The following is a 12,978-nucleotide window of genomic DNA, read 5'->3' as shown; positions in this document are numbered from 1 at the left end:
GTAAGATGGGAGATGTAAAATGGACGATGTTTAACACGTTATTCAATTTCATTTTCAACGATGTATTCTATGGCTTTATCAAAATCGACCTTGTTTACCAAAACATTTATTTCGCCAATATTATATGCCGAGAGCTGTTTATTTATCGTTACCGCCGGGATACCGGCTTCTGTTAATCCCTGTTTTAATACCTCGGCCGCAAAGGCATCGCTGGTGGTATATACTTTAACCCAATTTTCGCTCACGTGTTGCGCTATCTTTAAAAAATTTAAACAAAGCTATGGTAATTATTGCACTAATTAAATAGCCATACCAAGGAAAACCGATCGGTTCATCTGCTTTATCGAGTGGCATGTGGTGTTTTTGCATGTAAAATGCTGCACAAACTGCATAAGCATTATTTATAAAATGGGCCAGCATGGCATACCAGATGCTTCCGCTGTAATAATATAAATAACCAAAACCTGCACCCAGGAGCATACGCGGTATAAAACCATAAAACTGGACGTGTATGGCACTAAAAATAATAGCAGCACTCCAAATGGCCACATGATGATTGCCCAACATTTTTTGTAACGAGCCTTGCAGCCCGGCCCTGAAAAATAATTCTTCGCCAATTGCAGGTAATACGGCGATCATCATCAGGTTAACCACAAAATCCCAGTTACTCCTCACCGTAATCAATTGTATGGTCATTTTCATGGCTTCCTGTTCCTTCATTTTCATCCAGTTTTCCAGTCCCTTTAAAAACTCCGGCAACACCATTTTTTGATTTAAAACTGCTACCCATTCCATTACGGGCATGCTCACCACCATGATGGCAAAAACTAAAACAAAAGGAAGAAATGTAGGCTTTTTAAAACCATAAAAAGTATCCGGTTTTTGTCCTTCAGTGTAGGCTAAAACGATAGGAGGTAAAATAAACATCCCTATCGAACTCGAAATCTGGATTATTTTTAAAGCTGTAATAAACTTTGGATCGCCATTCATAATTGACCCGAATTCACCAAATATAGAGGTGCCATAAACCATTGCAACCACAATAAAGCCTAATAATGTGCATATTACCGCACCGGCTGCCCAGTAAACGCAAAGTAAAAATATTTGTAAAAGTGGGTGACTGCCTTTGCGGATGGGTGTTACAAAATTCATTATTTGTACCTTTGTATGTTTTATTAATCGTTGAAGATAGAAAATGTCTGTTAAGATAGGAAATATAGATTTAGGTGAGTTCCCGTTATTGCTGGCCCCGATGGAGGATGTAAGCGATCCGCCTTTCCGTTATGTATGCAAAAAAAACGGGGCTGATATGATGTATACCGAGTTTATTTCTTCGGAAGGCTTGATTCGCGATGCAGCAAAGAGCATACAAAAACTTGATATTTTCGAATATGAAAGACCCATCGGTATCCAGATTTTTGGTGGCGATATCGAACACATGCGCGAAGCTTCTGAAATTGCTTCTGCCGCAGGACCAGATCTTGTCGACATTAATTACGGCTGCCCGGTAAAAAATGTGGTTTGTAAAGGTGCGGGCTCCAGTTTACTTCAAGATATTGATAAAATGGTAAAAATGACAGATGCTGTAGTTAAAGCTTCGCATTTGCCCGTTACCGTAAAAACCCGCTTAGGCTGGGACGATAACACTAAAAATGTTTACGAAGTTGCCGAGCGACTACAGGATGTGGGCATCCAGGCACTTACCATACATGGCCGTACAAGGGCACAATTATATAAAGGCGAAGCAGATTGGGCGCTTATCCGCGAAATTAAGCGCAATCCACGCATCAAAATCCCGATTTTTGGCAATGGTGATGTAGATAGTCCTGAAAAAGCGGCCAACTGGCGCATGGAATATGAAGTAGATGGCATTATGATCGGTCGGGCAGCTATTGGTTACCCCTGGATTTTCCGCGAGGTAAAACATTTCTTCAAAACCGGCGAACACCTTGCCGGACCAACCATTGAAGAACGCATAGAAGTTTGCCGTACCCATTTAGATAAATCACTGGAATGGAAAGGTCCTAAAACCGGAATTTTCGAAATGCGCCGCCATTATGCAAACTATTTTAAAGGCCTGCCTGATTTTAAACCTTACCGCATGCGCCTGGTGGCAGAGCCCGATATCAATAACATTTACAGCATTTTAGAAGAAGTGGCAGAAAAATTTGCCAACTATGATGCCACCAGCGTACTGGCTTGATTTTTGAAAGGTTTTTTCTTACATTCGTTATTATCATGGTTACAGCTATTACAGACGGGGTTAAAGTTTCAGTTGAAACAGTTTACCAGCCAGAATATTCAAATCCGGCTAACGAGCATTTTATGTTTGCTTATCGCGTAGAAATTTCTAATCTTTCTGATTATGCTGTACAGTTAATGCGCCGCCAGTGGTTAATTTTCGATTCGAACAGCAGCCGCAGAGAGGTAGAAGGAGAGGGTGTTGTAGGTTTACAGCCCATTATCCAACCCGGCGAAACGCATGTATATGTTTCTGGCTGTAACCTCAAAACCGATATGGGCAGCATGAAAGGTACCTACCTCATGAAACGCGACATTGATGGTTCTGAATTCGATGTAGATATTCCCGAATTTCAATTGGTAGCACCATATAAATTAAATTAATCAGGTTAAAATCGTCATCTCGACCGAAACGAAGTGGAGCGGAGAGCTCTATCTCGAGACAGATTTCTCGACCGCATTACTTGCACCCGATTGGTATTGGATCCGATCAAATGACGACAAATCTATTAGAAAAGCAATTTAAGCATTTCATTTTAAAGTTAGTCCTGCTTTTCATTTCAAGTCCTCGCTTCGCTGTGGGCTTTCCATTACAATCAGGTTTAATTTGCTGTGTCTCTGCTAATATCAAACGGCTTAAAACACTCGTATAAATCATTCTTCTGCACCCTGCAACCCCAAATAGCACAACTAGATTTGCCACCTAAACCCCTGCCTGCAGCAGGCAGGCGATCGAAGTGGTTCCGATTTAAGCACTTGCTCTTGCTGTTTTATTGTGTGCTTGCTTGTTTCACAGGTTCACCGGAAAAAACGTAGAGCGGGACCGAAGCATGCCTATTCTCACCAAACCTGCTTTCCAAAAAAACTTCATTAAAATAATTTCAAAAAAACGGCCAGGATTATTATCCCGGCCGCACTGTGTTTTTCATAATTAGGTATTTCTTAATCCCTTATTCTTCCAAAAAGCATCGATGCATAGTAAAGCAAATTAGCCAGGGCACCTACAGCCGCCACAACATAAGTCATTGCTGCCCACCATAGCGCATCTTTAGCCTGTCTGTTTTCTTCTCCCATTTGCATTACGCCGTTATTATTTTTTAGCCAGGCCAGTGCACGGTTACTTGCATCAAACTCTACAGGTAATGTTATAATACTAAATACCGTTACAAGCGCTAATCCCACTACGCCAATGGCCAAAACAATTGGTGTAACAGAAAATGCCAGCAACATTACACCAAGCAATAACACCCATTGTAAAAGATTTGACGATATACTTACCACAGGCACCATTGTACTCCTTAAATTAAGCCAGCTGTACGATTTTGCGTGCTGTACGGCATGCCCGCACTCATGTGCAGCCACAGCTGCTGCTGCTACGCTCCGGCTGTAATAAACATCAGTACTTAAATTAACGGTTTTATCTGTTGGATTGTAATGATCTGTTAATTGCCCTTCGGTACTCATCACTTTCACGTCGAATATCCCATTATCATGCAGCATTCTTTCTGCCACCTCCTTGCCCGATAAACCTGAACTTAATTGCATTTCGGCATACTTAGAAAATTTATTCCTAAAGCGCCACTGTACAAACATGCTCAACAATAATACCGGGATGATTAATATTAAATAAACTCCCATTTTCTTATGTATGTTTTTCAATCAGCATATATCAAAAAGCGTTCCCATATTATTTAGGTGTTAAAAAATAGTTCATTTATACTATGCCAACCGGGCTTTCATACTGGAAAAAAGAATCATTTTTTTATAACCATGATGCCATTATTATCGGTACTGGTATTGTTGTTTTAAACGCAGCCATTCACCTTCAAAAATTGGTTCCATCCTTAAAACTGGCGATACCCGAAAAAGGATTTATACCTACAGATGCAAGTACCAAAAATGCGGGTTTTACTTGTTTCGGAAGCATTTCTGAACCAATTGAGCGAGAAGAAATAACAGGCACCCATCGGCTTGCAGCACTTATCGGAAAACGCTGGGAAGGGCCTAGTCAAACTTCGCAATTTGCTGGGCGATAATACCATAGATTATTAATGCATGGCGGCTACGAATTATTTAAAAATGATGACAGTTTTTTTGCCACCTTAAGTGTATCCAAAATTGAACATTTTAACCGTCATACTAACGATGTTGCCGGTTGGAAAAATACTCGACCCTTTAATTAAAGAAATCCGTGCAAATGTGTTTTGTACTATGAGGTTTAATGGTATGAGAGTTACCATCGGCTCACAAACGCGAGAAGATGTGGCAGAGCTGTTGTTGAAGAGTTTGTAATTTTTAACTGAAAAGAACGGGAGAGTTTTTATATTTTTAATTTCCGTCATCTCAAGCGGAGTGCAACGAAGTCGAGAGATCTATCTCGAGGTAGATTTCTCCCCGCCTGTACGGGCAGGCATTCCACTGCGTTACAGTCGAAATGACGAATATGCGGGAAAGAAGTTTACGCAAACCCGCCAAGCGCCTATAGCTAAGCGTCCTACTTAAACACAACCGTTTTATTCCCACTCACAAAAACCCTGTCTTCAAAAATAAGTTCCAAAGCTTCTAACAACACTTTTTTTTCTATTTCTTTACCAGCCCTAACCATTTCTTTTACGCCAAAATTATGATCAACATGATTGGTGTGCTGGGTAATAATCGGGCCTTCATCTAAATTGTCGGTAACAAAATGGGCTGTAGCACCGATAATTTTTACACCACGCTCAAAAGCCTGCCGGTAAGGATTTGCACCAATAAAAGCCGGTAAAAAAGAGTGGTGGATATTGATGATTTTACCTGCATAATCTTTTACAAAATCAGCAGATAAAATCCGCATAAATTTGGCCAGCACCAGATAATCAACATCAAACTGATTTATGATTTCCTTTATTTCGGCTTCGAATACACTTTTATCTTTATTGCTATGATCAACATAAAAATAAGGGATGCCCAGTTTTTCGGTAAAATCCCTTAAACTTTCGTAATTGCCTATTACGCATTGAACATTGGCCCCTAAAGTTTTAAACTGGTTTTTGATTAGTATTTCTGCCAAACAGTGGTACTCTTTCGTTACCAAAACAGCAATCTGCTTTTCCTGTTCTGTAATTAAATTTACTTCGGCCGCATTTGGAAGATTTTCTAAAAGTTTTTCCTTCAGTTTATCTGCATCTTCCAGGTTTCCGGTACAGGCTATCCTGGTAAAAAACGCTTTATTGGCTTCATCCACAAACTCACGCATGGCGATGATATTGAGTTGATTTGCAGCCAGGACGCGGGTAATGTTTGTAACTAAACCAACCTGATCGGGACAGGAAATAAGGATTGTTAATGCGTTCATTTATAAAATACTAATGCTCAATTATAGAAAAATTTTACGGTTTTTTCTATTTCATTTTGACTAATTTTTTTTGGTATATCTATTTTAAATTTCCATTTTTGCTAAAATTTTTATCATTATGGAGATCGTCGGCATTGCTTTACTAATCGTTATTTTAATTGTGCTGGTCATTTTATTGCTAAAGAAACCACAGACTGCGCTATCTATTATTTCAGTTGAAGAGTTTGAGCGGATGAAAAGCGAAAATGAAGCTTTAAAAATCAGTTTGGCTAAAGCCGATGAACGCGTTTCCAATTTAACGGTAGAAAAAGAACATATTACCACTTTGCTTAAACAGGAGCAGCAACGCTTAATTGACGAATTACAAGCCGAACGCGATCGCCTGGCAGATGCCAACCGTGAACTGGAAAGCACAAGATCATTTTACCTTGCCGAAAAAGAAAAACTGGCCGAACAAAAGTTAAGTTATGAGCAATCGCAAGAAAAGCTGAATAAAGATTTCGAATTAATTGCCAATAAAATACTGGAAGAAAAATCAACCAAATTTATTGAGCAGAACCGTACCAATCTTGATATTATCCTTAATCCTTTGAAAGAAAACATTAAAGCCTTTGAAGATAAGGTAGAAAAGGTTTATAAAGCAGAATCAGATGAAAGAAATATTTTAAAAGGTGTGATTTCTGAACTGCAGATTCAAAGCAAACTCATCCAGGAAGATGCCAATAATTTAACCAAAGCATTAAAAGGCGACAGTAAAAAACAGGGAAACTGGGGAGAAATTATTCTGGAAAAGGTATTGGAACGCTCAGGTTTAGTTAGAGATCAGGAATACCGCATCCAGGCTTCGCATACTTCTGCCGAAGGCAGTCGCTACCAACCCGATGTGGTAATAGATCTTCCTGATGATAAACATCTTGTTGTTGATGCTAAGGTTAGTTTGGTTGCTTATGAACGATCTGTATCAGCTGAGACCGATGAAGAGCGTGAAGGCTATTTAAAACAACACCTGGCCTCAATAAAGAATCACATTCAGGAGCTGTCTTCAAAAAATTATCAGGATTTATATAAAATCAATTCTCCGGATTTTGTTCTCTTATTTGTTCCTATAGAATCTTCTTTTAGTATTGCGGTACAAAAAGATGCAGAACTTTTCAATTTTGCATGGGACAGGAGAGTGGTCATCGTGAGTCCATCTACTTTGCTCGCTACATTACGCACCATCGCCAGCATGTGGAAACAGGAACGCCAAAACCGGAATGTAATGGAAATTGCCCGTTTAAGCGGCAGCATGTACGATAAGTTTGTAGGTTTTGTAGCCGATATGGAAAATATTGGCAAATACATTAAAAATGGACAGGATGCTTACGATAAAGCCATAAATAAACTATCAGTAGGCGCCGGAAATTTAACAAACACCTCTGAAAAGATTAAAAAACTTGGTGCGAAAGCTACCAAACAGATCGATACCAAGTATCTCGATTTTAATGAAACGCAGGATTTGTAGCTTTTATTAAAAACGATGCGAAGCCTCGCATTTTTAGAAAATCTATGCTATTAAAAATAATAGTCAAAACTTACAAAGTTAGTAATTTTTTCTGACACCCTTAGGACGATTTTTTTACTATTTTTTATTTTTCGGGATGTAGAGCTGTTATTTTACTCATAGTCATCACCCTGAATTCATTTTAGGGTCTCCTTTCTAAGATGGCATTTATAAAAAAGTCGTCATTTCGAGCGAAGTGCAACGAAGTCGAGAAATCTATCTCAAGATAGATCTCTCCGCTTCACTGCGTTGCGGTCGAGATGACGACGTGTAGTTTTAACTAAAGTTTATTTATTAAAAGCATTCCAGCCCTGGGCTTTCAGCTCATGTACTTTTTCTGATTTCGAAACCATTTTACAGCCCGAATTTTTATCGGTAACATGGCCAATCACAGTGATATCTACATCATGTTTCAGTTTTTTATAATCTTCCTGACTAATGGTAAACAACAATTCATAATCTTCACCACCACTTAAAGCACAAACCGTTGGGTCTAAACCTAACTCACGGGCAGTTTCATAAGTCATAGGGTCTAAAGGAATTTTCTCTTCGTAAATAGTAATTCCTTTATCTGATTGTTCGGCCAGATGCAAAATTTCTGAAGCCAAACCATCTGAAACATCAATCATAGAAGTTGGTTTGATATTCAAATCTTCTAAAAGTGCAACAATATCCATCCTTGCTTCAGGTTTTAACTGTCGCTCTATGATATAATCCTTTCCTTCCAGATCGGGTTGGATTTGAGGGTTTTCCAGATAGATCAGTTTTTCTCTCTCTAAAATCTGCAGACCTAAATAAGCACCACCCAAATCACCGGAAACACAGAGCAAATCGTGTTCCTGTGCACCGTTTCTATACACTACTTTATCAGCATCGGCATAACCAATACTGGTAATACTGATTACCAGGCCTTGTTTGCTCGACGAAGTATCGCCACCAATTAAATCAATATTGTATTTGTTACAGGCCAGCTCAATCCCTTTATAAATTTCTTCAACAGCTTCTAAAGGAAATTTACTCGACAAACCTAGCGAAACCGTAATCTGACTGGCTTTTCCGTTCATCGCATAAATATCACTCAGATTTACCTGCACTGCTTTGTAACCCAGATGCATTAAGGGCACATAAGCCAAATCGAAGTGGATTCCTTCTAACAATAAATCGGTTGAGATTAAGGTCTGTTTTCCCTTTGCATCTAAAACGGCTGCATCATCACCAACACCTTTTACCGAATAATCATTTTTAATTTTGAAATTGGTAGTCAGGTGTTTTATTAACCCAAACTCGCCTAATTCATTAATATCTGTACGCTCTTTATTTTCAAACATATTCACCCCAAACCCCTTAATGGGCTTTTATTAATAATTACATATTTATAAAGGGCTAAGCCCTTATTTTTTATTTTTAAAAATTAATTGTCATGCTGAGCCTAGCGAAGAATTAAAAAGATCCTTCCTTCGTCAGGATGACAAATCTTTATTTTCCATCCAGTTTTTGCCTTCGGTAAACCTGGCAATCAACATCGCGGCAACATTATCACCAGTAGCATTTAGTAAGGTAGCCATCGGATCAACCAACGTTCCAATAATCATAGCCGGTGGCAAAGCTTCCGGTGGCAACTGATAAGCTGAAATCATCAACAATTCTCCAATATAACCACCGTTTGGTATTCCGCCCTCCACTATACTCACTAAAACCGTAATACCCAACGCTAAAATAATGGTATCAACATGAACCAAATCCTTACCAAAAATGGCAAAAACCACAGCAATTTTTATAATGGAACTAATGCTTGAGCCATCTTTATGCAATGTAGATCCTAGTGGAATGGTCACATTGGTGATGTAAGCCGGTACCCCCATTTTTGTAGTCCCTTCTAAATTTGCCGGAATGGTGGCAATGCTGCTACAGGTTCCGATAGAGGTTAAAGAAGGTACAATATTATTTTTCCAGAACACTTTTATGGCTTTAAATCCGCCTGCTACAAAAGCATATAACGTAAAAAAAACGACAAAATAAAATGCGCCAACACCATAATACAATCCTAAAGCCTTTGCGTAAGTTCCAAAGAGCTGTGGACCAAAAACCCCAACCTGGTAAGCAAAATAGGCACCTAAACCTATCGGGCCAAGTTTCATGATCAAAATGATGAGTTTTTTCATCACTTCATTACCGGAAACCAGGAATTTTTTAAATCCTTCGCCTTCTTTTTCGGAATATAGGGTAGAAAAACCAACTAAAACTGAAAAAATAATCAGTGCAAGCATATTTTTTCTGCTGCCGATCTCAAAAAATTCTCCAACGGTTAGAAGTTGGGTCATTTGTTCGCCAAATGACTGTATTTTTTCGGGTTCGGTTGGTAAAGTTGCATTTCCCAATTGCTGATGGATCGGAAAAATCCAGGTGGCTACCAAAGTCAAAACTGCTGAAATGAGTATCGTAGCCAGAAAAACTAAAACCATTACGGTTAATAATCTCCCTAATTTTTTATTCCTGTCTATATTTGCAATGGCCGATGAAACTGCAAAAAATACCAGAGGAATAACAGCGGTAAACAACAGGTTCAAAAATATATCACCTAAAGGTTTTATACTTTCAACACTTTTCCCAAAAATTAAACCTACAATGCTCCCAACGGTTATACCCGCCAAAAGCCATAATAAGCCAGCATAATTTTTAAGAATGTTGTTTTTTTCCATGTAGTTATTTTTCCATCATTGCGAGGCACGAAGCAATCCTACAGCGATTGCAGGTAGCGTGCGCTTTATTGCTTATTCTTATCTACTCGCAATGATGACTTTTATTTATTATAACCCCAGCTCCGCCGAAATATCCAGCATGCGTTGGATCGGTTTAACTGCCTGTTCAATAATATGTTGAGGCACAGTTACTTCAGGCAAACCATTTTTAATACATAAATATAGTTTTTCTAAAGTATTTCTTTTCATATACGGGCAATCGTTACAGGCACAACTGTTGTTTGGAGGTGCCGGAATAAACGTTTTTGTTGGATTTGCCTTTTCCATCTGGTGGATAATTCCACTTTCGGTAGCCACAATAAATTCGGTAGCCGGATTAGTGATGGTGTACTTTAGCAAACCGGTGGTAGAACCAATGTAATCAGCCATTTTTAAAACCACCTCTTCACATTCAGGATGTGCAATAAATTTGGCATTCGGATGGCGTTCTTTCAGTTTTGTAATTTTCTCCTGCGAAAAAATTTCATGTACCATACAGGCACCATTCCACAATACCAGATCCCTGCCCGTTTTTTTCGCCACGTAAGCACCCAAGTTACGATCCGGTCCAAAAATGATTTTTTGATCTTTCGGCAAACTCTCCACAATTTGCACCGCGTTGGTACTTGTACAAACAATATCACTTAAAGCTTTTAATTCGGCTGTGCAGTTTACATAAGTGATTACCAGGTGATCAGGATATTTTTCCTTAAACTTTTTAAACAAATGCGGCGGACAACTATCTGCTAATGAACATCCTGCCTTTACATCAGGTAATAAAACCGTTTTATTTGGCGATAAAATCTTTGCAGTTTCGGCCATAAAATGCACACCGGCAAACACAATTACGTCAGCATCCGTTTTTGCAGCTTCCTGAGATAATCCCAAACTATCACCAATATAATCTGCAATATCCTGTATGTCAGGTTCTTGGTAATAATGAGCGAGGATAATGGCATTCTTTTCCTTTTTTAATTTCTCAATCTCTGCAAAAAGATCGAGCGTAGGATCAATTTCTTCTTCTGCGAAACCTTTTTTGTTGATTTCTTCTAAGACATCTATGTTCATTTTAAAATTTTCCTTTTTTGAATTTTGACGTTGGTCAAAGATAAAGCTTTCCACGTCTCAATAATTAATAAGTTATTTTAAATAAATAAATCTTGTTTGTTTATTAGTGTGTTAATAATGTTGGCAAGTTCAGAAAATTCTTTCTTTTATATAAGTTGTTAATCGTTTACTAACATTTAGATTACATTTTTGTAATATCATGAGTTTGATTTTCAGGCTTATCGAAAATCGGTTCAATTTTTATCAATACTGGAATGTTAATTGTTTATAAGTGGGGAAAAAGTTAATTACTTGTATAAAGGTGCTTAAAAATTGCGCAAAAGATTGTGGCAAATTGTGTTTTTAGAGTAGCTTTAAACATTCAAATTTATTTGTTAGGATAATTTAGACATGGAGTTAACATTTATTAACTAGTTGTTAACATCGTGGATAAAGTAAATGTTTTTATTAATGAGAAAAGTAGATTTTCTGGTAATCGGTTCAGGGATAGCGGGTTTGAGTTTTGCACTTAAGGCTGCAAAGTTCGGTAAGGTTTTAATTGTTACAAAGTCGAATGAAGACGAATCTAACACAAAATACGCCCAGGGCGGTGTTGCAGTTGTAGTAGATAAAGGTGATTCTTTCGAGAAACATATCGAAGATACGCTGATTGCGGGCGATGGATTATGCGACGAAAAAATTGTGGAAATCGTTGTAAAAGAGGGGCCTCAGCGCATCCAGGAGATCATTGACTATGGTATAAATTTCGATAAAGATAACTCAGGATTCTACGATTTAGCTAAAGAAGGTGGACACTCTGAACACCGCGTTTTGCACTATAAAGACATCACCGGATACGAGATTGAAAGGGTATTGCTAAATGAAATACATGAGAATAACAACATAGAGATATTAACACATTACTTCGCGCTGGAGTTGATCACACAGCATCACCTTGGTGAATTTGTTGATAAGCGTACAGAAGATATTAACTGTTATGGGATATATGCCTTTAACACAGAGCTTAACGATGTGGAAAAGATTGTGGCAAATGTGACTGTAATGGCTTCGGGTGGTGCGGGTCATGTGTATTCGGCAACAACAAATCCGGTTATTGCAACAGGCGATGGTATGGCGATGGTTTACCGTGCGAAAGGAAAAGTGAGGAATATGGAGTTTATACAGTTCCATCCAACGGCTTTATACCATCCCGGAGAGTATCCGTCATTCTTAATTTCGGAAGCTGTAAGAGGTTTTGGTGGTGTTTTACGACGTAAGAACGGCGAAGAATTTATGCATGAATACGATGAGCGTAAATCGCTTGCCCCGCGTGATATTGTGGCCCGTGCGGTAGATAACGAAATGAAGAAATCGGGCGATGATTTTGTGTACCTGGATATTACAATGCGTAAGAAAGCAGATATTTTGAAACATTTTCCTAATATATATGCAAAGTGTTTATCGATAGGCATCGATATGACGAAGGATTATATCCCGGTTACACCTGCATCTCATTATATGTGTGGCGGTATCCTGGTGGATGAATACGGACGTTCTTCGATCAAAAATTTATATGCCTGCGGAGAATGTTCGTCAACGGGTTTACATGGCGCTAACCGGTTGGCTTCCAACTCATTACTTGAAGCTACCGTTTTTGCACACCGAATTTATCAGGATGCCATTGAAAACTTTAAAAATAATATCATTTCCGATCACATTCCGGAATGGGATTCTAAAGGGGTTACCCAAAGTAATGAAGATGTATTGGTAACCCATAACTTAAGAGAGCTTCAAAAAGTTATGGGCGATTATGTAGGCATTGTGCGCTCTGATTTTCGTTTAGAAAGGGCACACCGCCGTTTATTTTTGATTTACCAGGAAACAGAAGAATTTTATAAAAAGAATAAGGTATCGGTTAAACTTTGCGAATTAAGAAATGTCATCCAAACGGCTTATTTAGTTATTAAATCGGCCATGCAACGAAAAGAGAGCAGGGGGTTACACTATACCACCGATTATCCGGAGCATGCTAAAGAACTGGTAGATACTGTTTTTTAGCCCACCCCTAAATCCCC

At 38.6% G+C, this 12,978-nt stretch carries 12 protein-coding genes; 5 read left to right on the top strand and 7 right to left on the bottom strand.

What is annotated here, in order from left to right; translation table 11 throughout:
- Window positions 1-38 precede the first annotated feature (38 nt).
- Window positions 39-245, bottom strand: coding sequence for a putative signal transducing protein (locus ACTJKC_RS08305; protein ID WP_029274925.1), 207 nt, complete (start codon window positions 243-245; stop codon window positions 39-41).
- Window positions 226-1,152: a lysostaphin resistance A-like protein gene (locus tag ACTJKC_RS08300; protein ID WP_440791027.1), complete on the bottom strand. Its 927-nt coding sequence runs from the start codon at window positions 1,150-1,152 to the stop codon at window positions 226-228. The genes ACTJKC_RS08305 and ACTJKC_RS08300 overlap by 20 nt, the downstream gene beginning before the upstream one ends.
- 43 nt (window positions 1,153-1,195) lie before the next feature.
- Between ACTJKC_RS08300 and dusB the strand changes: the two genes are divergently transcribed.
- Both dusB and apaG read left to right on the top strand, forming a co-directional pair.
- Window positions 1,196-2,203 (top strand): tRNA dihydrouridine synthase DusB, encoded by a 1,008-nt coding sequence (gene dusB / locus ACTJKC_RS08295; RefSeq protein WP_440791026.1) that lies wholly within the window; start codon window positions 1,196-1,198, stop codon window positions 2,201-2,203.
- Between the two features lie 35 nt (window positions 2,204-2,238).
- Window positions 2,239-2,625 (top strand): Co2+/Mg2+ efflux protein ApaG, encoded by a 387-nt coding sequence (apaG, locus tag ACTJKC_RS08290; protein WP_025141661.1) that lies wholly within the window; start codon window positions 2,239-2,241, stop codon window positions 2,623-2,625.
- Between the two features lie 558 nt (window positions 2,626-3,183).
- Here the strand turns inward: apaG and ACTJKC_RS08285 are convergent.
- Complete coding sequence (locus ACTJKC_RS08285) at window positions 3,184-3,879, bottom strand: zinc metallopeptidase (protein WP_344851359.1); 696 nt, start codon at window positions 3,877-3,879, stop codon at window positions 3,184-3,186.
- Window positions 3,880-3,962: 83 nt separating this feature from the next.
- Here ACTJKC_RS08285 and ACTJKC_RS08280 point away from each other — a divergent pair, with 83 nt between their 5' ends.
- Window positions 3,963-4,277: a hypothetical protein gene (locus ACTJKC_RS08280; RefSeq protein WP_440791025.1), complete on the top strand. Its 315-nt coding sequence runs from the start codon at window positions 3,963-3,965 to the stop codon at window positions 4,275-4,277.
- Between the two features lie 458 nt (window positions 4,278-4,735).
- On the opposite strand, the gene purU is transcribed toward ACTJKC_RS08280, so the two are convergent.
- Complete coding sequence (gene purU / locus ACTJKC_RS08275) at window positions 4,736-5,575, bottom strand: formyltetrahydrofolate deformylase (RefSeq protein WP_440791024.1); 840 nt, start codon at window positions 5,573-5,575, stop codon at window positions 4,736-4,738.
- A gap of 118 nt (window positions 5,576-5,693) precedes the next feature.
- Here purU and ACTJKC_RS08270 point away from each other — a divergent pair, with 118 nt between their 5' ends.
- Window positions 5,694-7,079: a DNA recombination protein RmuC gene (locus tag ACTJKC_RS08270; RefSeq protein WP_440791023.1), complete on the top strand. Its 1,386-nt coding sequence runs from the start codon at window positions 5,694-5,696 to the stop codon at window positions 7,077-7,079.
- Between the two features lie 326 nt (window positions 7,080-7,405).
- Here the strand turns inward: ACTJKC_RS08270 and thiL are convergent, their stop codons facing one another.
- The 3 genes from thiL to nadA all read right to left on the bottom strand — a co-directional run bounded on the left by thiL (window position 7,406) and on the right by nadA (window position 10,966).
- Window positions 7,406-8,446 carry a thiamine-phosphate kinase gene (gene thiL / locus ACTJKC_RS08265; RefSeq protein WP_440791022.1) on the bottom strand — a complete coding sequence of 347 codons (1,041 nt, stop codon included), beginning with the start codon at window positions 8,444-8,446 and terminating at the stop codon, window positions 7,406-7,408.
- A 132-nt stretch (window positions 8,447-8,578) separates the two neighbouring features.
- A complete protein-coding gene (locus ACTJKC_RS08260; RefSeq protein ID WP_440791021.1) occupies window positions 8,579-9,817 on the bottom strand; it encodes a dicarboxylate/amino acid:cation symporter in 1,239 nt (412 codons plus the stop codon).
- A 108-nt stretch (window positions 9,818-9,925) separates the two neighbouring features.
- Complete coding sequence (gene nadA / locus ACTJKC_RS08255; protein WP_425273488.1) at window positions 9,926-10,966, bottom strand: quinolinate synthase NadA; 1,041 nt, start codon at window positions 10,964-10,966, stop codon at window positions 9,926-9,928.
- Window positions 10,967-11,374: 408 nt separating this feature from the next.
- Here nadA and nadB point away from each other — a divergent pair, with 408 nt between their 5' ends.
- Window positions 11,375-12,961 carry an L-aspartate oxidase gene (gene nadB, locus ACTJKC_RS08250; protein WP_440791020.1) on the top strand — a complete coding sequence of 529 codons (1,587 nt, stop codon included), beginning with the start codon at window positions 11,375-11,377 and terminating at the stop codon, window positions 12,959-12,961.
- Window positions 12,962-12,978 lie beyond the last annotated feature (17 nt).

Source organism: Pedobacter sp. 22226, from assembly GCF_052045455.1.
Classification (GTDB): Bacteria; Bacteroidota; Bacteroidia; order Sphingobacteriales; family Sphingobacteriaceae; genus Pedobacter; species Pedobacter jeongneungensis.
The sequence above is the reverse complement of the archived record's forward strand: the minus strand, read 5'-3'. Positions and strand labels throughout refer to the sequence as shown.

What these genes read in the sequence shown, in the direction of transcription:
- ACTJKC_RS08300 (WP_440791027.1), bottom strand. Translation starts at nt 1,152, where the DNA reads ATGAATTTTGTAACACCCATCCGCAAAGGCAGTCACCCACTTTTACAA.
- dusB (WP_440791026.1), top strand. Translation starts at nt 1,196, where the DNA reads ATGTCTGTTAAGATAGGAAATATAGATTTAGGTGAGTTCCCGTTATTG.
- apaG (WP_025141661.1), top strand. Translation starts at nt 2,239, where the DNA reads ATGGTTACAGCTATTACAGACGGGGTTAAAGTTTCAGTTGAAACAGTT.
- ACTJKC_RS08285 (WP_344851359.1), bottom strand. Translation starts at nt 3,879, where the DNA reads ATGGGAGTTTATTTAATATTAATCATCCCGGTATTATTGTTGAGCATG.
- ACTJKC_RS08280 (WP_440791025.1), top strand. Translation starts at nt 3,963, where the DNA reads ATGCCAACCGGGCTTTCATACTGGAAAAAAGAATCATTTTTTTATAAC.
- purU (WP_440791024.1), bottom strand. Translation starts at nt 5,575, where the DNA reads ATGAACGCATTAACAATCCTTATTTCCTGTCCCGATCAGGTTGGTTTA.
- ACTJKC_RS08270 (WP_440791023.1), top strand. Translation starts at nt 5,694, where the DNA reads ATGGAGATCGTCGGCATTGCTTTACTAATCGTTATTTTAATTGTGCTG.
- thiL (WP_440791022.1), bottom strand. Translation starts at nt 8,446, where the DNA reads ATGTTTGAAAATAAAGAGCGTACAGATATTAATGAATTAGGCGAGTTT.
- ACTJKC_RS08260 (WP_440791021.1), bottom strand. Translation starts at nt 9,817, where the DNA reads ATGGAAAAAAACAACATTCTTAAAAATTATGCTGGCTTATTATGGCTT.
- nadB (WP_440791020.1), top strand. Translation starts at nt 11,375, where the DNA reads ATGAGAAAAGTAGATTTTCTGGTAATCGGTTCAGGGATAGCGGGTTTG.